Here is a 23,659-nt window from a genome sequence, read left to right as displayed (position 1 = left end):
TCATAAGCATCAGCCAGAAACCACTGCTAGTTGGCTAGTGCTAACGGATAATGGGTGGACGCTACGAGGTTTGCGGAGCCGTAAATAGCTAGTTGTCAGACAGGATATTGTCGAAATACTTTTGTAGTACTGTGTTTATCTTGTCCTTCGTCAAGGGTTTGCTCAAGAAGTCGGAAACGCATAGCTGCTGAGCCCGTGCCATATCGCCGGGGAGCAGTGACGTAGCAGTGAGCATGACGACCACAATAGCTTTTTGCTGCGGCAAGGGCAGCTGCTGATAGGCTTGTAAGAATTCAAACCCGTTCATGATCGGCATATTGCTGTCTAGCAAAATCAGGGCAGGACAAGCCTCGTCAGGCCCCGGCTGACAGTGCTGTTCCAGCAGGTCGAACGCTTCTTGGCCGTTGAGGGCCACAATTAACTGTTCAGTAACAGCTAGGCCCTCTAGCAATCGTTGGTTAAGAAAGTTGTTAACCGGGTCGTCGTCGACTAACAAAATACAGGGTAGTTTTCCCACAATAACGCAAAGAGTAAGAAGTTCAGAAATCGGGGCCTTTTTAACGAGCTAAGCAGCCGCAAAAAACCTCGAACCAGGGTGTATCAACTGATGTGGGCCGCCAGTGTGCTGGCGTAAGCTGACTAGGTGTGTAAAGCAGCTTGTGGTTGACGTGGATAAATCAACTACCTCACCGGCCAGGCGTGCTTCCTGTCGGTGATTTACCTGATACCCAAGCCAAAACACAAGAGCGTTTCCATGCTGTGCATGCGTGTACCGCGGTATGCCTAGCCCGGATGAGCTACGCAGAGCGGCCGCAGAGATGCTAGCAGAGGAAGCGTGCATAGGGCGGTTAGTGAGCAAAGATAGAGTCAAATAAAGTAAGAAAATACTAGCATTCCGTGATATTGATATTACTTTAAATTATGATAATTTTTTAGGGGCTTGGATTCTTTATAGCCACAGAGATGCGCTAAGTGCTGTCTCCGGAGCGGGCTGGTTTGCCCCCGTACGCCTTTCCCTTACCTTTACGCCGCTACTTAACCCCCGCTGCGGATGATCCGGACTGTAATTTTTGATATGGATGGCGTCGTTATCGACACCGAGCCGATTCACCACAATGCCTTCTTCACCCACTTTGCGGAGCTAGGTATTCAGGTGCCCGCCGAACTGTATGCGACTTTCCTAGGTTCCTCGACCCGCAACATGTACCAGCGCATCAAGCGCGAGTTCGGGCTAAGCGATGACGTAGAGCTGTTGATGAACCGCAAACGTGAGCTGTTCAACAAAGAGTTTGACGAGAACCAGACGCTGGACCTGTTGCCTGGCGTGCGCCACTTGATCGAGGACCTGCACGAGCACGGCGTGCAGCTCGTGTTAGCTTCCTCGGCCTCGAAGGCAACCATCAAGCGCGTGTTCACGCGCTTTGAACTGTACCCATACTTCTCGCACTTGGTAAGCGGCGAAGATTTCACGGAGTCGAAACCTAATCCGGAGATCTTCAACCACGCCGCCGACCTAGCTCAGACGCCCAAAAATGAGTGCATCATCATTGAGGACTCCACCAACGGTATAGCGGCCGCCAAAGCAGCCGGCATTTACTGCATTGGCTACGCCAGTGAGCATTCAGCCATGCAAGACTTGCACCTAGCTAGTCAGGTCATTAAGCATTTTGACGAATTGAGCGCTGAAAAGATTATAGCCATTACGCCTGCTGGCGTTTAACAAAGGCCGCAAGTAGCCCCAAGCTAGGCTACTGTCTAACGCGTAGACCCTCAACCGAATAAAGCCATGTTGCAGTCATGCAACATGGCTTTATCACTTTTAGCTGTTTACTTGTGAATTTGCTATAACCTAGGGAGGAGTATTACGTTAGAGAAAAATTAAAACATTACAAGATATTATAGGATTTCTGTGCTACACAGGCCCTATACTTGCTTTTCTCCTCACCCCTCCTAGTATGCAATTCACTCCTACACTCGGTAAAAGCCATTCGGCTGTCCGGAAGGTATCGTCTCACCTCTTAGGCACCGGGTTCTTACTCGGTTTGCTGACCACTGCCGCCCATGCCCAAGTGCCGGTAGTCACGGCATTTTCGCCGGCGCGCAATGCGGTGGCGGCTCCGCGTACCACGCCGGTTGCGGTTAGTTTCAATCAGCCCCTTAGTAATGCTACGGCTACCCAGCAGGCCCTGAAAGTGTTCAGCCAGCAAGCTGGGGGCAAGAAGGCAGGCACGGCCAGCGTCAGCAGCAACACCTTGCGGTTTGCGCCAGCCACTCCTTTCAAGGCGGGTGAAACGGTGTTGGCTACCGTCACGACCGCTGTGCGCAGTAACAATGATCAACCCCTGGAAAAATCGCAGGTGTTTCAGTTTACTACGGCTACTACGCGCAGTGTGGGCGTGTTTAGCCCCGGCTCTGACCCGGCCGTGGGACCGACGCCAGCAGAAACTACGCTCGGCGACGTAGACGGCGATGGCGACCTGGATCTGCTGACGTCCAATTATAATTTTAATGGTACCGTGAATGTGAGGCTCAACAACGGCGCCGGTACCTTCAGTGGTAGCCAAGAAGTGAGCGTGGGCAATCTACCCCTTGGTCTCGTCTTAGGGGATGTAGACAGTGATGGCGACCTTGACTTGCTGACGGCAAACCAATATAGCAGCACCGTGAGCATACGCCTGAACAATGGAACCGGTACGTTCAGCGGTAACTATGAGGTGCCGGTAGGAAGAGGCGCTACCGATGTAGCCGTGGCGGATGTGGATGGAGATGGTGACTTAGACCTAGTTACGGCGAATACAATCACGGCAGGTACCGTGAGTATACGCTTCAATAATGGCCTAGGCACATTCAGTGGCAACCAAGACCTCAGCGTGCCTAGTAGCCCGGCCGGCATTGTGGTAGGTGACGTTGATGGCGATGGCGACCTCGATCTGCTTACCGCCAACGGTGCCGATATCAGTGCTAGCGTATGCCTAAACAACGGGCTGGGCTTCTTCACGTTGGGGCAACGGATATCTGTAATTTCAGGTCCCATTGATGCTGCCGTAGGGGATATAGATGGCGACGGTGACCTCGACTTGGTAGTGCCGGGTTCCAACTCGCTCAGGAGTGTTGTATCTGTTCGGCTGAACAACGGCAGTGGCATCTTCTCTGGCGACCAAGAGGTGAGCGTCGGTACACGCCCTAGCAGCGTCGCTCTTGGTGACGTAGACGGCGATGGCGACCTAGATATTGTTACTTCTAACAGCACCGCCAACACTGCCAGCATACGGCTGAATAATGGCAGCGGCAGCTTCAGCGGCAATCAGGAGGTAAGCGTAGTAACTGCGCCGAGCAGTGTGGCCCTAGGCGATGTAGATGGTAATGGCACCTTGGATATCGTAACGGGTGGCAATGCATCAAATAGCAACACTATCAGCGTACGCCTGAACAGCCAAGTGCTAGCTTCCGCTGCGGCGCAGAAAGTGCTGCCTCTAGGCTTATATCCCAACCCGGCTCACGCGAGCGTACGCCTGCAATTACCTACCGGCTTTAGCGGTCAAGCCACGCAAGTGCAGGTACTGAATGCACTTGGGCAAGTGGTTGTAGCACAGCACCTGCAAGGAACAACGCTGGATATAGCGTTGCCGGGCCTAACTCCTGGCCTCTACACCGTGCAGCTTACTACCAACCAAGGCAACCTAGCTTCCCGCTTATTGGTGGAGTAACAGCTGATTAGCCATAAACAAAGGGTCTGTTTGCTTAGCAAACAGGCCCTTTGTCGTTACAGAATAATCGTGCGGACCGAGCCGTGACCAACGGCGTTGGTGAAAATATCGTCGTGCACGAGGTCGGTGGTGGGCTTGGCGGGGGCGCTGGCTCTGTTCAGGCTGGCGCCTGCCGCCGCTTTGGCGGAGCTAGCTTTGCTGGGCATCCGAATGAGCGTTTGGTAAGAGCCCGCCGAGAGATACACATCCTTGTCTGCGTTCCGAATGGTGTTATCCTCGATGATGGTGCCGAGCACCGCCGGGATTCCTTCATCAATAAAGGTTTTGGGCCCCGGGTGCCACTCGTGGTAGGCAAACAGGCCGTTGGGATAGTTAGCATCCACTACCGTTTGCACGTTGGGTGTGCGCGCAATGAGCGTATTGTGGCGCATCACAAAGTCGAGCACGGCAATACCGAAGGTTTTTTCGAGGGCATGCAGCACCGCGTGTACTCCCAAAAAACCGCCGTTGCTGGGGTCGTTGGCTACATCCACGGTGTTCTGCATCACTTCGTTGTTCCAGGCTGGGTTGAACTCCATCTTTTCTTCGCCCTGCTGAATAGGAGAGAAGTCGATGGCACCGTTGTTCGTTAACTTGTTAGCAACGATGGCTACCTGGCGGATAGCGCCCTGGTACAGCGTGATGCCACGGCGGTTGCCTTCCATGATATTGCCCTGCACCAGCCAGTTCTCCGCGCTCCAGTTGAAAATACTGTAGCGGCTGGTGGCGTCAGGAGCTAGGTCCCAAGCCCGGTCGACGGTCAGCACCGTGGGCGTGCGGCTCCGGATAGTGCGGCATTGCCCCGCGCCGCGCCCGTATACAATGGCGACTACCTGGTGAGGTGGGCCCGTTGTTTTCCAGTTTTTGGTAGTGTCTTGCAGCGTCGTGGCGCCGCCGCCAGTGGCAGTGCCGGTGTCCTGCTCGTGTCGTTGGTAGCCGATGCCTTCGCTGATAATGGTTTCGCCATCGTTGATGTTGACGGTAGGCCAGTTTTTCACCTTAAAGGTGTTGCTGAGCACCGCCGTATTCCGCGTGAAATTCATCGCCAGCACGTGGTTTACCACCTGAATCGGCTTGCCGTCGCGCTCAGTAGGGTACTTGATGCCCCCGAGCCGATAGATGGTATTCTGCTCAAAAATGCCGCTGTCGGCACTGTTGATACTGATGCCGTCGACGGCATAGTTGACGGTGTTGCCGCGCACTACCCAATGCGTAGCGCCATCGAGGCGCAAAGGACCATGAATGCCCGCCGCGAAGTTGATGCCTTGGGTAAACTCGTTGTTGACAATAGCTAGCTTTTGATGGTCAGCCAATTCCAGCCACGGCGATTCGTTCAGGGTGAACCGGCAGCCTTTTAGGAAAAATTCAACGCCTTTGCCCACCAAGTTATAGTAGGGGTTATTGTCGCGCGGGGTGCTGCGGTTTTCGTAGGTCAGGTTGCAGATACCGCCGCGCCGACATGGCCCATCAGTGCTCGGGCCATCGACCAGCAGAAACGTCCACGACTGTTGCTTGGGGTCGGTGCTGGCGTTGCCCTCCACCAAAATCTTCGTGTGGTCTTTGCCGTCACCCATCAGCACCACCCCTGAGTGCAGCCGGAGCCCAAAGCCGGTGAAACGCAGCTTGTAGGTGCCAGCGGGGAGCCGCACAATGCCGCCGCCCATCTTCCAGACCTTCTGGATGGAGTCGTTGATAGCGTCGAGGTCGTTGGCTTGGCCGTTGCCGAGGGCTGGCTTGTCGGGGTTGGTTTTGGCGTTGTACACGTTTGTTTTGTACTTGCCTGGAGCCCACCCAACACCTAGGTGAAAATAGTCGACGCCCGCGGGAAGGGTTTTCACGGTTTGCTCAACCTTGGTTTCGGTATGGTCGCCACCTAGGCCATTGCTAACGAACAGCTCATACTCGACCCCGTGCGCTAAGCCGGCCGGCGTGTGGCAGATCAGCTTGCGCTCGTCGCTACCCACCGTATTGATCTGGCCCGATAAGCTTTTGCCCCCGCCTTTCGGTGCAAACCGTACCCGCGCCTTGCCCGCCACCAACTGTAAGTTTTGCCCGAAGATGCGCAGATACTCTCCCGGCACAATCTCCGGCGAGTCCAGGAATATACCCCGCGCTCGGTTTACGTACGCGAGCGGACTTTTCTGGCCGTTTTCTTGTACGTACAACTGGTACAGCTCGGGACCAACACCCGCAGGCGCTTCCACCAATACGCTACCGGCTCCCTGTGCCTTGGTTTGGCCATCGGAGCTTTGGATCGGTGCTAGCTTCTGAAAACTGGTGCTGCTGCCCTTTGCCAGATATACCTCTGCCGTGCTGCCAAAGCTGCCCTGCAAGCTAATAGCCTCACCTGGGCGGGCTGAAGGCGTGCAATTGAAAACAAAACAGTCACCCGCGGCGGCCTCCTCAGTGGCGGTAACAGCAGGTGTATTGGCGGCCGCAGCCTGGGACTCAGCAGAAGGAGCTGCTGAGCAAGTAGTTGAGGCCAAGCCCGTGACCAAGCTAGCCCCCATGCCGAGCCGATCAGAGCCGGAGGGAGTAACTCGTGGTAGCGAGGTAGTGGGTAGCGTAGGGCGCGGAGCGGTCATGCGTCGGTAGTCTGAAGTCTTCAAGACCTAGGGTAGAAATTGAACTAGCAAGCTAAGCAGGAAAGGGTTGTCGACCATTGCCTATTGGCGCAGACATAACGAAAGAGTGACAAAGATAAGCAAGCCGGTAAGCTGCGCACGCGCTCTTGCGGTAACGCTCGCGGTGTAACTGACGTGGTTATCAGGAGCGTAGCAAGCAGATTTATGCATGATCGGCTACAAGAAAACCGGACGCATGGCATGACGCTAAACGCGAAGGAAAATAGGATTCATTATGGAAAGCACGGCAGATCGAATACCCGGAGGAAACAAGCAGAGCTCGCACGCGCAGTGAGCGGGGCATTTCAGATACGCGAAAGCCGGTGCTGCCAGAACCGTTAGGTTGCACGAGCTTAGCTAGATGGTATGCCTGCGAATCCCGTCTAGGGGCACGGTATAAGGCGTTTGAGCTGCTTACAGAGAAGCACGGGCTAGCTCTGCATTGAACTAGGCGGTAAGATTGGATTTTTACGACAGTGTTGCGTTTCTCTGATAGAGTAGTGCATAATAGTAATGAACATAAATAGGTGGTTTACAACGCGTTTTTAGCTCTAAAATCAAAGAATATGATTTTTATAATATATGGCGCTGTTTTTGAAAAGCTCCTGACCACACCTTACTGTTATGTCCGTTACAGAAACTCAACTAACTACTTGTTTGCAGGAATACGACGTGCGTCACGCCGGCCTCCTACTCGCGCAATGGGTCCAACAATACTACTTTGCCCTGAAGCTCACCCCAACCCAGCAAGTGCACTTGCAAGAGTGTTGCCACCGTATTATCGAGCGGCACTCTGGGCTAGATATGGAAGCCTTGCTGGAAGAGGCGACCGTATGCTTGCATCAGGTGCGTAACCCATTAGGGCAGGATATAAGAGAAGTGGCAGTATTGGCGAAGGCCAACGCCTAAAGCGCCGCCAATATAATGCTCCCGGTGCTACAAACCGAGTTTTGTAGTCGTATTTTCAGCTCAAACGAAAGCTAGCTAGGGCTTTGACCTAGCAAAGAAGCAGAGTGGTTCACCTGCTCCAAAAGAAGTAGATTAGTTTGTCGGACCGGTATCTACCTTAGCTTCGATAACGCTCTGAATGGAGGCGGGGACTTCCGAGAGTAAATCATAACCCGTCGCCTTCTCAATGGCATCGACCGTCGTGCGGTAGATCTCCCAAGAAGGATTGATACTATTCGTATTCGGCGTATTAATAGCAATAACGCGAGTCGTGGGCGTGACGCGGCTTGCGTCGTTGGTGCCCACTGGCACTAGCACGATTACCTTCCAGCAATAAGCCGGCACCGTTACGTGGCCCTCGTCAATCGTGGTGGCCGGGCCATTGGCGCCGTTTCCTCCTTTGCCGTAGCTGCCGCAGATAATGTAAAGCTCGTTGCCGGCGGCTACGAGCGTACGGCAGTAGTTTTCTAAGCCTGCCCAGGTCTGTTGGTTACTGGTAGGCGCTTGCGGCATCATGTTGCTCATCAGAAAAGTAGCCGAGTTGTCGGCCACCGAGCTTGTGCGGTCGGCGGAAGGGCAATTGTGGCCTCGGTCGAAACCCGATCCACTGTAGCTAGAGCTACTCACCCGATACCACCCAGATGGCAGCGTATTGTCGGTTCCAAAGTTATCTTGCCGTGCGGTGTTGCCGAGCCATGCGCTGCTCAGGTGCCAACTCACCCAGTTTGGTTTGCCTTGGTCGCGGTGGTAGCTCATGGTGTACTGCGCCTTCGTTAGCAAGTAGTTCGAGTAGTTGGCTGGGTTAGCTGTGGCCCCGCTCGGGTTGCCCATGGCTAGGTTGTCGTCGCGCGTTGGGGTAGCAACAGGGGTTGGCGCAACAGCTTCGTCATGCGAGCACGCCGCCGCAAATGCACTCAAGGCAACCGAAGTGACAAGTCGAAAGAAAGTGTGCTTCATAGAAAGGCAGGGTTAGGCGCGGGCAAAGATGCGACTTCCTCTGGTAAGCATTGTCCCATCGACCAGGGTTTGGTTACAGTTATGCTTTGGAAAAGTCTACTATCTCGCTTTTGCTCGGGTGGTACGCATTTCCCTTACGCCAATCGATGCCTTCGCAGCGCATTCGATAAGGAGCAACGCGCTACTCATCTCACGCAAGCTACGCGAACCGATCGGGGGCATACAACCTAGGTTAGGGGCCAAATTAACTGGTGAGGGCAGAGCCGACGAGCCAACCAGTAGCGCATTAGAATAAGAAGCCGGTTTCTTTAATCACTTTTGAGAACGTTACCGGCAACGTTTGCATAAATATTAGTTTAAATTTATAGCTCTTACTATCAGTTAGTCCGCTAAAATTAAGCGTCCTAATGAGAGTTGACTGCAACAAGCCACCGGAAACCATTGCATAGCTACCAAGTCGTGCTAGCTTCAGTAACTCCTGGCAGGCACATCACGCTCTGGAAAAAGCATCCTACTACGTCCCCTCATCTGCTCTATTTCTCACCTATAATTCCAATTTGAATGAAAAAGTATGTACTGTTAGTTTGGCTGTTGCTGAGCATCGTGCTAGCTGCCACGGCGCAGCAACGGCGCATTGAGGGCACGGTAACGTCGACGGAAAAAGGGGAAACGTTGCCCGGCGTAACCGTAGTGGTGAAGGGAACTACGATTGGCGCTACCACGGACGGAGAAGGCAAATTTGGCATCAGCGTACCAGCAGGTGATGATGTGACGCTGCGCGTAAGCTATGTAGGCTACACCGCCAAGGATGTGGCCGTTGGCAACCGGAGCAGCATCACCGTGCAGCTCAGCCCAGACACCAAGGCCCTGGAAGAAGTAGTTGTGATTGGTTATCAGCAAGTGAACCGTCGCGACGTAACAGGGTCGGTTTCTTCCGTTAGTGCGCAACAAATCAAGGACGTGCCGGTAAACTCGGCGGCCGAAGCACTGACGGGCCGCCTAGCAGGCGTGCAGGTAACCTCGGCCGAAGGAACTCCTGGCAACCAAAATGTACAAATTCGGGTGCGCGGTGGGGGCTCCATTACCCAAGATAACTCACCGCTCTATGTGGTTGATGGGGTGCAGGTTGAAAACGCTCTGAATGTGATTTCACCCCAGGATATTGCCTCCGTCGACGTACTCAAGGATGCCGCCGCTACGGCCATCTACGGGGCGCGGGGTGCCAATGGGGTCGTGATCATTACCACGAAAAGCGGCAAGGAAGGCCGCACGATTATCACGTACAACGGCTTTGCTGGCGTGCGCCAACTGAGCCGCAAGCTTGACCTAATGCAGCCCGCCGACTTCGTGGATTATCAATACGAGCGCGCCTTGTCGACAAACACGCTGCCGACCTTCAAAACGTTTTTTGGTAGCTCCAACTTCGCGGGTGATACTGTGCAACGTGCCCGTAATCTGCCTTTTCTGGACTGGCAGGATAAAGTGTTCGGCCGGGATGCTTTCCAGCAAACGCATAACCTGTCGATTGCTGGGGGCGCCAAGAACATGACGTATTCGCTGAGCCTGACTCGCAACGGAGAGCAAGGTATTCAGCTAGGTTCTGACTACACGCGCAACCTGGTGAACCTACGCCTCGACAACAAAGTGAGCGATAAGTTCAGCTTCGGCCTGAATGTGCGCTTCAACGACCAAGTGCAGAATGGCCTAGGTACCTCTACCACGGGTTCCAGTACCACTTCGCGCCTGCGCAACGCCGTGATCTACCTGCCGCTGGCGGTGGACTTGCCCGGCGCCTTGGACCCGAACGTGTTCGACGAAGCGTTTTCAACTACGGCGTCCCTGATCAACCCCGTAGTGGCTATCCAGAATGACTACCGGCGCGATAAGCGGCGCAACCTCAACCTAGGGGGTAACATTGCCTTCAACTTCACCAAGGACCTAGTGTTCCGCTCGACGGTGGGTTTCGATTTGACGAACTCCATGGTGGAAACATTTGCGGGTCGCTACTCGCCCGCAATTCGTCAGCCGGGCGGCGGCTTCAATACGCAACCCTACGCGGCTATTGCCTCGGGGCAGGCGACTACTATCAACCAGTCGAACGTGCTGACTTACAGCTTCAAGAAGAACAAACACTCGTTGGACGCGCTGCTAGGCCAAGAGATTTATACGCAGGTCAATACCACGCAAAATATTCAGGTAAACTTCCTGCCGCTGAATATTACGGCGGAGCGGGCCATTGCCAACATCAACCAGGGCGTATTGCCTTCTACGACCTCGGTGCAGCCCAATCCTTCGTCGGGTCGCCCCGTGGACTCGCGCTTGCTCTCGGGCTTCACGCGCCTGAATTATGCTTTCGACGATAAGTACTTGGTAACGGCAACATTGCGCGCCGATGGCTCTTCGAAGTTTCGGGCTGGGCAACGCGTTGGGTATTTTCCCGCTGCGTCGGTGGCTTGGCGTCTGTCGCGCGAAGAATTCATGAAGTCCGTGACGCAGATTTCGGATTTGAAGCTGCGCCTCAGCTACGGCCTAGCCGGCAACAACCGCATCAACGACTTCTTATACAATCAGCTGTTCCAGGTGGGCGGCGGCCAGTACGCGCTGAACGAAACGGTCGTGCTTGGTACAACCGCAACCGGCCTGCCGAACACAAACTTGAAGTGGGAAACAACGGTGTCGCGCAACGTCGGCTTGGACGTGAGCTTGTTTAACAACCGTGTGCAGTTCACCGCCGACGTGTACAAAAACACCACCCGCGACCTGCTCGTGAGCGTGCCAATTCCGCCCGTGGCCGGCTATACTAGCCAGCTGCAAAACATCGGTTCGACTTCCAACCGCGGCATCGAATTGCAACTCAGCGGTACGGTCATGCAAACCGGCAACTTTACGTGGTCGGCTACTGCTAACACGTCGCTAAACCGCGGCCGTATCGAAAGCCTAGGTCCTATTACCAGCATTCCCGGTATTGCCTCGGGCTGGGCCAGCACCGCCATTGCCACCGACTACCTAGCCCGCGTGGGCGACCCAGTCGGCCTGATGTACGGCTACGTGACCGACTTCGACAACGGCCGCAAAGGCTTCTACACCGTGGATGACTTCGAAGGCTACAATGCTACCACCAAAACCTGGACCCTGAAATCGAACGTTGCCAGCGACGTAGCCGTGCAGGGACAAACCGTGGCTCCGGGCATTGTGAAGCTCAAGGACCTAGACGGCAACGGGGTAGTAAACGACCTCGACCGCACGGTGATTGGCAATGCCAACCCCAAGCTAACGGGCGGCCTGAACCAGCAGTTTACCTACAAAGGCTTCGACGCCAGCATCTTCGTTAATTTTGTGCTCGGCAACGATATCTACAACGCCAACAAGCTTGAGTTTACCACGGCGGGCTCGCCCTTCACCAACCTGCTCGGGGTAATGAAGGACCGCTACCGCACCGTGGACGCGAGCGGAGCCCTGATCACCAGCCCGGAAGTGTCGCGGCAGGTAAATCAGAATGCCCAAATCTGGCAGCCTACGCGCCAACTCTTTGTTCATTCCTGGGCCATTGAAGACGGCTCCTTCCTGCGTTTGAACAACATTACCCTAGGTTATTCGCTGCCCAAAACGCTGATCCAGCGCATCAAGCTCACGCAGTTGCGCTTCTACGTGACGGCCAATAACCTGTACACCTTCACCAAGTATTCGGGCTACGACCCAGAGGTGAACACCCGCCGCAACTCGCCGCTCACGCCGGGCATGGACTTCGCCGGCTACCCCCGCAGCCGCGTGCTGCTACTCGGGGTAAACCTTTCTCTATAATGTCTCACACCACTCAGCGTCAGAAGATGAAATTTCCTTTATTCCGTTCGACTCTTGCGGTCTCGGCCGTGCTGGCTGGCCTGCTAGGCACCACGGGCTGCAAAGATTACCTCGACATAGATCCGGTAGCCTATTCCAATACCGATGTTGCCTTCTTGGACGTGGCCGGTGCTACCAGCACCGTTATTGGGGCCTACGATATGCTCTCGGGCGACACGGGCTATGGCACCCGCGTGAACCTGTACTACCCCTACGACTCCGACGAGATGCAGGCAATTCCGGGGCAGGCCTTCAACGCCGGCAACCTAGGTATTGCGCGCTACGCTGCCCTGCCGGTAAACAATGAAATCACAAATCCCTTCAATAACCTGTACCAAGGCATTGAGCGGGCGAACATCTGCATCAAGTACATTCCTCAAATGGCCGCTTACACCAGCGGCTCGGCGGCCGATACGGCGGCGCTGCACCGCTTGTACGGCGAAGTGCTAACCCTGCGGGCACAATACCTGTTCGAGGCCATCCGCAACTGGGGCGACGTGCCCGCGCCATTTGTACCGGCGATTGATGCGCCCGATGTGAAGCTAGCCAACGCCGACCGCAACGCCACGTACGATCGGCTCATCGCTGATTTGCTACAGGCCGAAAAGCTGGTACCGTGGCGTACGGCCGCTGGCACCACCAACGAGCGTATCACGAAGGGCGCGGTGAAAGCCTTGCGAGCTCGCCTAGCGTTGTACCGCGGAGGCTATTCACTGTACGGTTTGGAAATGAAGCGCCAGCCCGACTACTTGGAGTACTACAAAATTGCTCGTCAGGAGTGCCTGGAGCTGATGGCCAAACGGGGCGAGCACACGCTCAATCCGAGCTTCGAGAACTTGTGGCGCAGCGTCAACCAGTTGCAGTTTGATCCGGCCCGCGAAATCATCTTTGAGGTGGCTGAGGGAGCTTCTAGTGCTGCATCCGACAGCAAGCTAGGCTATTACAACGGACCGCGCCAAAACGCCTCCACCACCTTTGGCAGCTCTACTGGCTCCATCGGCGCGCTGCCCACTTACTTCTACGCCTTCGACTCGACTGACCTGCGCCGTGATATCACCGTGACGCTGTACACCATAGAAAGCAACAACCAGCAGAAAGCCGTGGCCCTCACTGCCGCTACCGATGGCAAGTTTCGCCGCCACTGGCGCACGCCCGCGTTGGCCGGCACCGGTAACTACCTAGGCTACAACTGGCCCCTGATCCGCTTCGCGGATGTGCTGCTGATGTTTGCTGAGGCTGATAATGAGCTAAATGGCCCTACGGCCGCCGCGTTGGCTGCCGTGCAGGAAGTGCGCAACCGTGGCTACGGCTCTGCCAGCGCCGCCGGCGCGCGGCTTACACTGCCGTCGAGCAAAGCCGCCATGTTTGACCTCATTGCCAACGAGCGTTTTCTAGAGCTAGGAGGCGAAGGCATCCGCAAGTACGACCTGATTCGCTGGAACCTGCTCAGCACCAAGCTGGCAGAAGCTAAAACTAATCTGACCGCTCTGAAGAATGGCACCGGCCGCTACGCCAATGTGCCCCTCACCGAGTACTACCGCGTGACGACGAACGGCACCGTACAATTTGCCCGCTCCTTCTTCCGGCCGGCCCCGGCCACCGCACCTGCTGGCACAACGGCCATCGGCTGGCGCTCCGCCATGACGGATGCCCTCATTGCCAACCTAGCTTCGGAGTACAAGCCGAACGCGGGCAAGGAGTTGTTTCCCTATCCGCAGGGCACCATCGATACCGACCCGAATGTGAAGCAGAACGCAGGCTATTAAGCGCTGGTCTGGAAGCAGGGCTACTACCAAGTAAAACGTCATGCTGAGCCCCGCGAAGCATCTCGCGTGCAATCGTAAGTAGATTACTTTGGCCGGAGAGATGCTTCGATAAGCTCAGCATGACGTTTTTCTATTCTTACCTAGGTTCGCAAACTGCACAAAATGGCAAAAGACAATACGCGTCGATATTTTTTGAAAAGAGCGGGGCAGGGCCTGCTGGCGGCACCTCTAGCATCCTCGCTGCTTGGTTGCAGCACAGCTGGCTCAGCAGCAAAGGCGTCGGTCGGCGATAACAAAACCACCCCAAGTAGTAACTTAGGTAAGCCCAGCGTCACGCTGAACGTGCGCGACTTTGGCGCCACTGGCAACGGCACCACCAAAGACACCGTGGCCATTCAGCAGGCGCTGGATCGGTGCTGGGTGCTGGGCGGAGGTGAGGTGGTAGTGCCCGCTGGCAATTACCTGACGGGTGCCATTGCACTGAAATCGAACACCTTGCTGCGGTTTGAAAAGGACGCGGTGTTGCTCGGGACGCCTGATTTCGCCGATTATCCGGTGATGCAGGTGCGCTGGGAAGGTAAGTGGATTTCGGGCCACGTGGGGCTGATTTACGCCGTAGAAGCCAACAACATTGGCGTAGTTGGTCCTGGTAAAATCATGGGCCACCACGACCTAGGGGGCAGGCCCACGGCCGAAAATCCCTTGCGCCACCCGGCCCTCATTGAGCCTATTGGCTGCAACAACCTGCGCTTCGAGGATTTCTCAACCGATTACTTCCGCATGTGGTGCCTGCACCCCACGTATTGCCAGAACATCACCATTAAAAACCTCACCATTCGCAGCACCGGCGGCAATGGTGACGGTATCGACATCGATTCCTGCAAGCACGTGCGCATCGAGGGCTGCGACATCAACACCGGCGACGATTGTATCTCGCTGAAATCGGGGCGCGGTATGGAAGGCTACTCGCTGCTGCATACCACCGAAGACGTGCACATCAGCAACTGCACTTTTGCCGATTCTATATTCGCCTGCATCGGGATTGGCAGCGAAACATCGGGCGGCATTCGCAACGTGCGCATCGAGCACTGCAAGTTTACTTTCGCTCAAACCCACGCTATTTACATCAAAACCCGGCCTGGTCGTGGGGCTTTTATCGAGGATATTATCGTCGATGATATTGACGTGACCGGTACCGTGGCGGGTTTCCTGCGCTTCAACATGCTGGGCAGCGGCATTCAGGACCAGAACCCCGTGCCCGGTGACGAAGGCATTCCAACCATCAAGAATTGGCAGTTCTCCAACATTCGCGTGAAAGACGTGCCGATGCTCGTGGATGGCACCTCGGTGCACCCCAGCAAGCCCCTAGAAGGCTTTTCGTTGGTGAACGTGACGGGCACCTGCGCGAAGGGCATCTTCCTGGCCAACGTCAAGAAAGCCAAGCTGCGCGACATCAACGTGACGGGCTTTACCGGGCCATTGCTCGGCCTCAGCAATGTGACAGGCAGTGGTCTGGAAGGCGCCACCACCATCGAGTCGCCCAAGCTGCCAGACCCCGTGCCCACGCCTGCGCAGCCCTACAAGCTAGGCTAGGTGCAGCGCGGCCATTGGTGTCCGCGTAGCGCGAAGCTAGCTGCTTGTCTTTGCTTGGTCATTAACTCATCCTGCTCCCGCACAGACGATAACGTCTGCGCTACATGCTTTCCTGATGCGCTACCAGCTTCTATCCTTAGTGCTCTTCGCCTGTTCGCTGACAGCAGCACAAGCCCAAACAAACGCGTCGGCTCTTCCGTGGAAAAACAACCTCGCTTATAACTCTTATTTGATGCGCGCTGTGCATCAGCAGTACGCCACCCGCCTAACCGAAATAGCCGAAGCCACGGCTTCCAAAAAGGCTATACTGCGCTACCAGGAAAGTCGGCGGGCGCGCTACCGAAGCATCCTCGGTGACCTGCCCAAAAAAGCTAGCCTCAATGCGCGGGTAACGGGCACTTCGCAGCAGAAAGGCTTTCGTGTGGAGCGTATTATTTTTGAGAGCGCGCCGCATCGATACGTAACGGGTAACTTGTATTTGCCGGAAGGAAAAGGGCCGTTTCCGGTGACGTTGTCGCTTTCGGGGCACGGCATGAACGGCAAGGTGTCGGACCAACGAGTGGCTGCCTTGTTCGCGCTCCATGGCATTGCCTGCTTCGCCGTCGACCCCGTCGCGCAGGGCGAGCGGCTGCAGTTGATTGACGCCAAAGGCAGCACCCTCACGCGTGGGTCTACCACGGAGCACACACTCTTGAACGCTGGCGCCAACCTCGTCGGGACTAGCGTGGCCGCTTACGAATACTGGGACAACACCCGCGCCATCGACTACCTAGAAACGCGCGCCGACCTCGATAAAAACAAGATTGGCTGCATTGGCAGCTCGGGCGGCGGCACCCAAACCACGTACCTGATTGCGCTCGATGACCGCATAAAAGCAGCGACGGTGTGCAGCTACGTGTCGCGGCGCGAACGGGTGCTAGAAATGAGCGGCCCTTCTGATGGCTGTCAGCATATTCCTTACGAAGGCCGCGAGCACCTGGAAATCTCGGATTTTCTTACTCTATTTGCCCCAAAGCCCTTGTTGATTATGTCGGGGCTGTATGACTTCGTCGATTACTGGGGCGCTACGCAGTCCTACGAGGAGCTAAAAAAAGTATATGCTGCTTTCGGCGAGTACAAAAAAGTAAATCTTTTCACCGCTGAAAGTGGACACGGCATGCCGCAGCCCAAGCGCGAAGCTGCGGCCACCTTTTTTCGGACGTGGCTGGCCAATGACGCCACGCCCGTTACAGAAGGCTCTATTGCTGCCATTCCCGAAAAAGAACTGCTCTGCACCAATACTGGTCAAGTTGCGACGGCCTTCCCAGATGCGGTGAGCGTGATGCAGTACAACGAGAGCCTAGCTAAGGACTATGCGCCGCAGCGCGCCGCGTTCATAAAGCAGGATAAAGCAGCCGTGACCAAGCAGGTGCTGGCACTGCTCGGCATAGAAATGCCCCAGGAAAAGATCAGAGTGGAAGCCACTGGCACGACGGCAGCACGCACCTACACGCTAAACAAATACCAACTACTGCGCGCCGGGCAAATGCCGGTACCATGCGTCGTGTTGACGCCGGAAAAAGTAACGGCTGCGGCTACCGTGGTGCTGTACCTGAATGCGGCGGGCAAGGAAGCTATCTTGAACGACGATGCAACGGTTGGCAACTATATGAACCGTGGCGACATTCTGGTGCTCGCCGACTTACGCGGCTTTGGCGAAACCACCGACCCGGCGGAGCTGAACGACCTGAAGTATTGGTCGAAGGAATACCGCAATGCCATGCTCAGCCTGCACACGGGCCAGCCCATCATAGGGCAGCGCGTGGTGGATGTACGATCGGTAGTCGATTTTATGAGTAGCGAACCTAGCTTACAAGGGCACCCAATCAAGCTGGTCGCCAACGGCCTCTACGGCCCCACGGCCATCCATGCCGCCTACCTCGACGACCGAATCAAAGCCACGGAAGTGGCAAGGTCTTGCAAATCGTTTGTGCAGCTGGTGCAGGAGCCGATGCAAAATGACGCCTACACGAACGTGCTCTACGGCGTTCTGAAATATTATGACCTGAAAGATCTGATGGACAAAGCCGACGGCCGAATCCGGTTTGTAGATTAGGAAGGTAACAGGAAGAAAAACGAATCATGGGAACCTCATTCCGCGCTGCGCGAGAAATCTCGCGTGCTGACAGTACTCGGAATGAGGTTTTATTCAAGGAGACGATTAAGAACTATGCCTAGGTATTTACTTCTACTATCGCTGCTTTTCGGAGCAGTATGTAGCGTCCACGCGCAGGCCGCGAAGCGCCAGATCGTGGTAGCGCAAAATGGCTCTGGCGACTTTCGCACGATCCAGGAAGCCATAAACAGCTTGCCGAAAGGTGCGGCGTCGCTGCCGGTGGTGCTCATCAAAAACGGCACCTACCGCGAGAAGGTAACGATTGATGGCAAGCCGGGCTTGGTGTTGCGCGGGCAAAGCGAGAAAGGCGTAATCATCACGATTTCGCAGGCCAATGCCTATTTCCGTTGCGACGCGGCAACTGCGGGCCGCTGGGATGTAGCTACCCTAAACCTGCGCGACAGCCCCGGCATGACGTTGGAGCAACTAACCGTTGTGAATAGCTATGGCGCCGACCACCCGAATGGTGAGACCCTCGCTTGCCCAACTAGTCCGGGCGGGAAGATCACCATCAATAGCGCCGACCACCAAATGGCCTTGTACACGGGCGCCAACACCACGCGCTTGGTGGTGCGACACTGCACGTTTCGCACGCTCGGCAACGACACGGTAAGCCCCTGGGACAAGGAAGATGGGCTGTATTACTTCGCCGACTGCACCCTGGAAGGTTCCGTGGATTTTTACTGCCCGCGCGGCTGGGCCTACGCCGAGAACTGCCGCTTTATCTGCCACAACCTGAATGCGGCCATCTGGCACGATGGCTCCATGAACAAAGACGCCAAAACGGTGCTGAAGAACTGCACCTTCACCGGCGACAAAGGCTGGAAGCTAGGTCGCTACCACCACGATTCGCAGTTTTACTTGCTGAGCTGCCGCTTCGACCAGAACATGGCCGACGCCGACATTTACCCCGCACCCTCGGGCGACTCGGCGCCGATGTGGGGACGGCGCGTGTACTATTACAACTGCCACCGCCAGGGCGGCGACTACGCTTGGCTGCGCGACAACCTAGCTTCCGCCAGCAACGCGCCCACGCCCGCGCAAATCACTGCTAACTGGACCTTTGGGGGCCGCTGGAACGTGGACCCGAAAGCGCCGAAGCTACCCGCACCTGGTCCGGTAGCCAAGGACAGCACCGCTGAACGTATGCTGTACTATCAACGCCTCGACGGCGGCTGGCCTAAGGCCATTGGCGAGCACAAAATCGACTACAATCAGCCGCTGAGCGCTGTGCAGAAAGCCACCCTCACCGATGATGGTGGCCGCAATGATGCTACCATCGACAACAACGCCACAACCCACGAAATTACCTACCTACTGCACGCCTTCACCACCACGAGCAACCCAGCGTACCGCAAGGCGGCCGAAAAAGGCATCAGCTACTTACTGAAGATGCAGTATCCCAATGGTGGCTTTCCGCAGTTCTACCCTGATCTGACGGGCTATCATCACCAAATTACCTACAACGACGACGCCATGATTCGGGTGCTGCGGCTGCTGCGCACCATCACCGAACGTAAGGGTGACTACGCCAGCGTTGATCAGAACCTGCGCTTAAAAGCCCAACAGGCCGTGGAGCGCGGCATCGACTGCATTCTGAAAACGCAGTACGTGCAGCACGGCAAACTCACGGCCTGGTGCGCGCAATACGACGAGAAAACCTTGCAGCCCGCCAAAGCCCGCAACTTCGAGCTGCCTTCGCTCAGCGGCAGTGAAACGGTGGGCATCGTGGAGTTTTTGATGCAAATCGACAACCCGTCGCCGGAAGTAAAGCGGGCCATCGACAGCGCCGTAGCGTGGCTGCAAGAGGTGAAAATACCGGGCTACACCATCAAAACCATCAAAGACCCGAAGCAGCCGAAAGGCTTCGACCGAGTAATTGAGCCAAATGCCAGCTCTACCATCTGGGCGCGTTTCTACGACCTCGAAACGAATAAGCCAATTTACGTGGGCCGCAACAGCGAGAAGAAAAACTCACTGGCCGAAATCGAGTACGAGCGCCGCACCGGCTACGGCTACGCAGGCACTTGGCCGGAAACGCTGCTCGCGAAAGAATACCCGGCGTGGCGGCAGAAGTGGGAGAAGTAGCGCGGACTTTGTAGTCCGCGCCGCGCAGAACGACTGTAGCGCGAAGCTCCTGCTTCGCGTATCGTTGAACGATGAAGCGAGTGCGGCAACCTAGGGCAAGTCGAATAATGGATGCGCGAAGTAGGAGAAATGATCGGTAATGCTAAGAGAAGATGAGAGGGTACAAGAGACTAAAAGCTAGGCATGATGGCGCTAATTTCTTGATAGAAGAAGACAAGCCAGATGTAGGAGCTTACTTATATGTGTTCCGGGGTAGTACTGTGTGGGATGATCTACAAAACTCCATTCTAGACTGTCAAGAAATAGCGCTGGAAGACTTTGGTGTCCCATTGGACGCTTGGAGGCCGATAAAATCAATTTTTGTATAGCTCTGCTAAACAATGCACACCTGCCGGTCCGACGCCCTAGTCGTCCGACCGGCAGGCGTGAGAACGATCCGTTAGGACGGCCTAAGTACGCCTAGCTTTTCACCGGCGTCCGCAGCCGACAACCGGTCGGACGACTAGGGCGTCGGACCGGCAGGAGCGTTATTCCGCAACGCTCAGGCTACAAAGTCCGCGCTGCAAAATCATGACAGTACAGAAGACTTAGCCTAGGCCGGAGAAGTTACTTAGCACCCGTAACTTGTCGGCCAGTGGGCGCTGTGTGGTGCCTGCTGGTCAAAACGTACATTTTAGTCGTTCGTCTTCATGTTCAGTTTACAAGGAAAGACCGCCGTTATTACGGGCGGGGGTAGTGGTATCGGGCGGGCCATCTCGCTGTTGTTTGCTCGCCAGGGCGCCACGGTGCACATCGTAGAATTGAATGCCGAGGCGGCGGCGCACGTGCTGAGCGAGATTCAGCAGGCGGGCGGCCAAGCGCAGGTGCACCAAGCCAACGTAGCCGATCAGCAGCAAGTGCTCCAAGTGTTTGAGCAAATTGGTAAGCTCGATATCCTTGTCAACAACGCCGGTATCGCGCACGTGGGCAACGTAGAAAACACCAGCGAAGCCGATTTTGAGCGCGTATACAGCGTGAACGTGAAGGGCGCCTACAACTGCTTGTTTGCCGCCGTGCCGCGCCTGAAAGCCCAAGGCGGTGGCGCCATCGTCAACCTAGCTTCCATTGCTTCGCATGTGGGCATCACCGACCGGTTTGCGTATTCCATGAGCAAGGGCGCCATTTTCGCCATGACGCTCTCCGTTGCCCGCGACTACCTCGCCGACAAGATTCGGTGCAACAGCATGTCGCCGGCCCGCGTGCACACGCCCTTTGTCGATGGCTTCATCGCCAAAAACTACCCCGGCCGCGAAGAAGAAATCTTCGACAAACTCTCGAAAAGCCAGCCCATCGGCCGCATGGGCACGCCGGAGGAAGTAGCCACCCTAGCCCTTTTCCTGTGCTCCGACGAGGCGAGCTTCATCACCGGCTGCGACTACCCCATCGACGGCGGCTTCATCAGGCTGAATAATTAATTCATTTGGTGCCTGTCGTAAAAGGCAAACGTTATTTCGACCAGCGGGAGAAATCTTGCGTGCCGTAGTAACTCTACCGGAAAGGGTTTACCATTGCACGCAAGATTTCTCCCGCTGGTCGAAATGACTTCCTGATAAAAAGGTACCCAGTACTAAACCCAAACCATGAAACTAATTCGCTTCGGCCAGCCCGGCCAGGAAAAACCCGGTGTCATTCTGAACGACCAGCCATACGACGTAAGTGCTTTTGGCGAGGATTATACGGAAGCGTTTTTTACCAATAACGGCCTAGGTCGCCTAGCTGAGTTTGTGGCTGCCAACGAAGGCAAGCTGACAACCGTTGCCGACGGCGAGCGGCTTGGTTCGCCCATTGCGCGCCCGTCCAAAATCGTGTGCGTGGGCCTCAACTACGCCGACCACGCCAAAGAAACCGGCGCTACGCCGCCCGCCGAGCCGGTGCTGTTCTTCAAGTCAACTACCGCGCTGGTGGGCCCCAACGATGCTATCATTATTCCCAAAAACTCCACCAAAACTGACTGGGAAGTGGAGCTGGTCGTGGTAATTGGCAAGAAGGCTTCCTACGTGGAAGAGGCTGACGCCCACGAGTATATTGCCGGCTACGCCCTGCACAACGACGTGTCGGAGCGGGAGTTTCAGCTGGAGCGCAGCGGCACCTGGGACAAGGGCAAAGGCTGCGACACCTTCGCGCCCGTGGGCCCGTTCCTGGCCACTCCCGACGAGCTAGGCGACGTAGACAACCTGCGCCTGTGGCTCTCGGTGAACGGTAAGATGATGCAGGATGGCACCACGGCCAACCTCATTTTCAAGATTCCCTTCCTGATTTCCTACATCAGCCAGTTTATGACTTTGCTGCCCGGCGACATCATCTCGACCGGCACGCCCGCTGGCGTGGGCCTGGGTTTCAACCCGCCCGTGTACCTGAAGCCCGGTGACGTGGTAGAGCTAGGTATCGACGGCCTGGGCACCTCGCGCCAGGAGTTGAAAGCGTACGCCAAATAATCTGTAGCGCGAAGCTCAGGCTTCGCGCTACCTTCTCGCTATGACTACCAAAATCGATTCCCACCAGCACTTCTGGCAGTTCGACCCCGTGCGCGACAGTTGGATTACGGACGACATGGCCGTGATTCGCCGCGACTGTTTGCCGCCGGACCTAGCGCCGCTTTTGCAGCGCCACGGCTTTGCGGGCTCGGTGGTGGTGCAGTCAGATCAGACGGAGGCGGAAAACGAATTTCAGTTGCGCAATGCAGCGGCCCACGACTTCATCAAGGGTGTTGTCGGGTGGGTTGATCTGCGCGCTGCGAACATCACGGAGCGGTTGGCGCACTATCAGCAGTTTGACAAGCTGAAGGGCTTCCGCCACGTGTTGCAGGGCGAAACCGACCGGGCCCTCATGCTCACGCCCGAGTTCAAGCGCGGCATCGGGGCGCTGCGGGAATTTGGCTTCACCTACGATATCCTCATCTTTCCCGACCAACTGCGCTTTGCCGCCGAGCTGGTTGCTAGTTTCCCCGATCAACCCTTCGTGCTCGACCACCTAGCTAAGCCTTACATCAAAGACCAGAAGCTAGAAGGCTGGGAGCAGGACATTCGGGCCCTAGCCGCCCACAAAAACGTGCTCTGCAAAGTATCGGGCATGGTAACGGAGGCCGATTGGCAGCACTGGCAGCCCGCCGATTTTCGCCCGTACCTGGATGTCGTCTTCGAGGCTTTCGGCGCCAACCGGGTGATGTTCGGCTCCGACTGGCCCGTGTGCGAAGTGGCTGGTGGCTACGACCGGATGCTAGGCGTGGCGCACGATTACCTAGCTAGCTTCTCCGCGACGGAGCAAGCGCTGTTTTGGGGCGGCAACGCCACTACATTTTATAAGCTGTAAGAAGAATGGATTTACAACTGCGTGATAAAGTAATTATCGTCACGGGCGGGGCGAAGGGCATCGGAGAAGGCATCAGCCAAGTGCTGGCCCGCGAAGGAGCTATTCCGGTCATCGTCGGGCGCAAGGAGCAAGACAACCAGCAGGCCGTGGCGGCCATTGAGGCTGCGGGCGGCAAGGCCTGGCAAGTGGCTGCTGAGCTAGCCGACCCGGCAGCCTGCGCCCAGGCCGTAGCAGCCGTCGTAGCGCAGTTTGGCCGCATCGATGGCCTCGTGAACAACGCCGGCGTGAATGACGGCGTGGGCCTGGAAAGCGGCAGCTACGAAGCGTTTATGGCGAGCCTGCACAAGAACGTGGTGCATTATTATCTGATGGCCCACTACGCCCTGCCCGAGCTGAAGAAGTCGAAAGGCGCCATTCTCAACATCACCTCCAAAACGGCCGAAACCGGCCAGGGCAACACCTCCGCTTATGCCGCTGCCAATGGTGGCCGCAATGCCCTCACCCGCGAGTGGGCCGTAGAATTGCTCAAGTACGGCATCCGCGTGAATGCCATTGTGGTGGCTGAGTGCTGGACGCCCGCCTACGAAACCTGGA

The 23,659-nt window shown here is 56.2% G+C and carries 15 protein-coding genes; 12 read left to right on the top strand and 3 right to left on the bottom strand.

The features are described 5' to 3' along the window. Nucleotides 1-88: 88 nt before the first annotated feature. A complete protein-coding gene (locus BXP70_RS21620; RefSeq protein WP_086596211.1) occupies nucleotides 89-517 on the bottom strand; it encodes a response regulator in 429 nt (142 codons plus the stop codon). Nucleotides 518-1,051: 534 nt separating this feature from the next. Between BXP70_RS21620 and BXP70_RS21615 the strand changes: the two genes are divergently transcribed. Both BXP70_RS21615 and BXP70_RS21610 read left to right on the top strand, forming a co-directional pair. After that, a complete protein-coding gene (locus tag BXP70_RS21615; protein ID WP_086596210.1) occupies nucleotides 1,052-1,720 on the top strand; it encodes an HAD family hydrolase in 669 nt (222 codons plus the stop codon). Between the two features lie 235 nt (nucleotides 1,721-1,955). Continuing rightward, nucleotides 1,956-3,707, top strand: coding sequence for an FG-GAP-like repeat-containing protein (locus tag BXP70_RS21610; RefSeq protein WP_086596209.1), 1,752 nt, complete (start codon nucleotides 1,956-1,958; stop codon nucleotides 3,705-3,707). A 56-nt stretch (nucleotides 3,708-3,763) separates the two neighbouring features. Here the strand turns inward: BXP70_RS21610 and BXP70_RS21605 are convergent, their stop codons facing one another. Continuing rightward, on the bottom strand, nucleotides 3,764-6,331 hold the full coding sequence (locus BXP70_RS21605) for a right-handed parallel beta-helix repeat-containing protein (RefSeq protein ID WP_143436618.1): 2,568 nt from the start codon (nucleotides 6,329-6,331) through the stop codon (nucleotides 3,764-3,766). Between the two features lie 663 nt (nucleotides 6,332-6,994). Here BXP70_RS21605 and BXP70_RS21600 point away from each other — a divergent pair. Beyond that, nucleotides 6,995-7,279, top strand: a complete 285-nt coding sequence (locus BXP70_RS21600; RefSeq protein WP_143436617.1) for a hypothetical protein — start codon at nucleotides 6,995-6,997, stop codon at nucleotides 7,277-7,279. Nucleotides 7,280-7,411: 132 nt separating this feature from the next. Here BXP70_RS21600 and BXP70_RS21595 read toward each other — a convergent pair whose 3' ends face one another. Continuing rightward, a complete protein-coding gene (locus BXP70_RS21595) occupies nucleotides 7,412-8,275 on the bottom strand; it encodes a DNA/RNA non-specific endonuclease (protein ID WP_086596206.1) in 864 nt (287 codons plus the stop codon). Nucleotides 8,276-8,836: 561 nt separating this feature from the next. On the opposite strand from BXP70_RS21595, the gene BXP70_RS21590 reads away from it, so the two are divergent. The 9 genes from BXP70_RS21590 to BXP70_RS21545 form a co-directional block, all read left to right on the top strand. After that, entirely contained in the window at nucleotides 8,837-12,076 is a 3,240-nt protein-coding gene (locus tag BXP70_RS21590; RefSeq protein ID WP_086596205.1) for a SusC/RagA family TonB-linked outer membrane protein, read from the top strand. Then, nucleotides 12,076-13,881 (top strand): RagB/SusD family nutrient uptake outer membrane protein, encoded by a 1,806-nt coding sequence (locus BXP70_RS21585; protein WP_245849710.1) that lies wholly within the window; start codon nucleotides 12,076-12,078, stop codon nucleotides 13,879-13,881. Before BXP70_RS21590 ends, BXP70_RS21585 begins: the two co-directional genes overlap by 1 nt. 162 nt (nucleotides 13,882-14,043) lie before the next feature. After that, entirely contained in the window at nucleotides 14,044-15,474 is a 1,431-nt protein-coding gene (locus BXP70_RS21580; protein ID WP_086596204.1) for a glycoside hydrolase family 28 protein, read from the top strand. Nucleotides 15,475-15,589: 115 nt separating this feature from the next. After that, nucleotides 15,590-17,569: an alpha/beta hydrolase family protein gene (locus BXP70_RS21575; RefSeq protein ID WP_086596203.1), complete on the top strand. Its 1,980-nt coding sequence runs from the start codon at nucleotides 15,590-15,592 to the stop codon at nucleotides 17,567-17,569. 114 nt (nucleotides 17,570-17,683) lie between these two features. Beyond that, entirely contained in the window at nucleotides 17,684-19,717 is a 2,034-nt protein-coding gene (pelA, locus tag BXP70_RS30600; protein WP_245849709.1) for a pectate lyase, read from the top strand. Nucleotides 19,718-20,406: 689 nt separating this feature from the next. Then, complete coding sequence (locus BXP70_RS21560; protein WP_086596202.1) at nucleotides 20,407-21,171, top strand: SDR family NAD(P)-dependent oxidoreductase; 765 nt, start codon at nucleotides 20,407-20,409, stop codon at nucleotides 21,169-21,171. A 165-nt stretch (nucleotides 21,172-21,336) separates the two neighbouring features. Continuing rightward, nucleotides 21,337-22,191 carry a fumarylacetoacetate hydrolase family protein gene (locus BXP70_RS21555; RefSeq protein ID WP_086596201.1) on the top strand — a complete coding sequence of 285 codons (855 nt, stop codon included), beginning with the start codon at nucleotides 21,337-21,339 and terminating at the stop codon, nucleotides 22,189-22,191. 40 nt (nucleotides 22,192-22,231) lie between these two features. Further along, complete coding sequence (locus BXP70_RS21550) at nucleotides 22,232-23,065, top strand: amidohydrolase family protein (RefSeq protein WP_086596200.1); 834 nt, start codon at nucleotides 22,232-22,234, stop codon at nucleotides 23,063-23,065. A gap of 5 nt (nucleotides 23,066-23,070) precedes the next feature. Continuing rightward, nucleotides 23,071-23,659 (top strand): L-fucose dehydrogenase (locus tag BXP70_RS21545; RefSeq protein ID WP_143436616.1); only part of this gene is annotated, 589 nt, incomplete at its 3' end.

The sequence above is a fragment of the Hymenobacter crusticola genome (genome assembly GCF_002154225.1).
Classification (GTDB): Bacteria; Bacteroidota; Bacteroidia; order Cytophagales; family Hymenobacteraceae; genus Hymenobacter; species Hymenobacter crusticola.
Note: the sequence above shows the minus strand (reverse complement) of the source record. Positions and strands in the feature narration are given on the sequence as shown.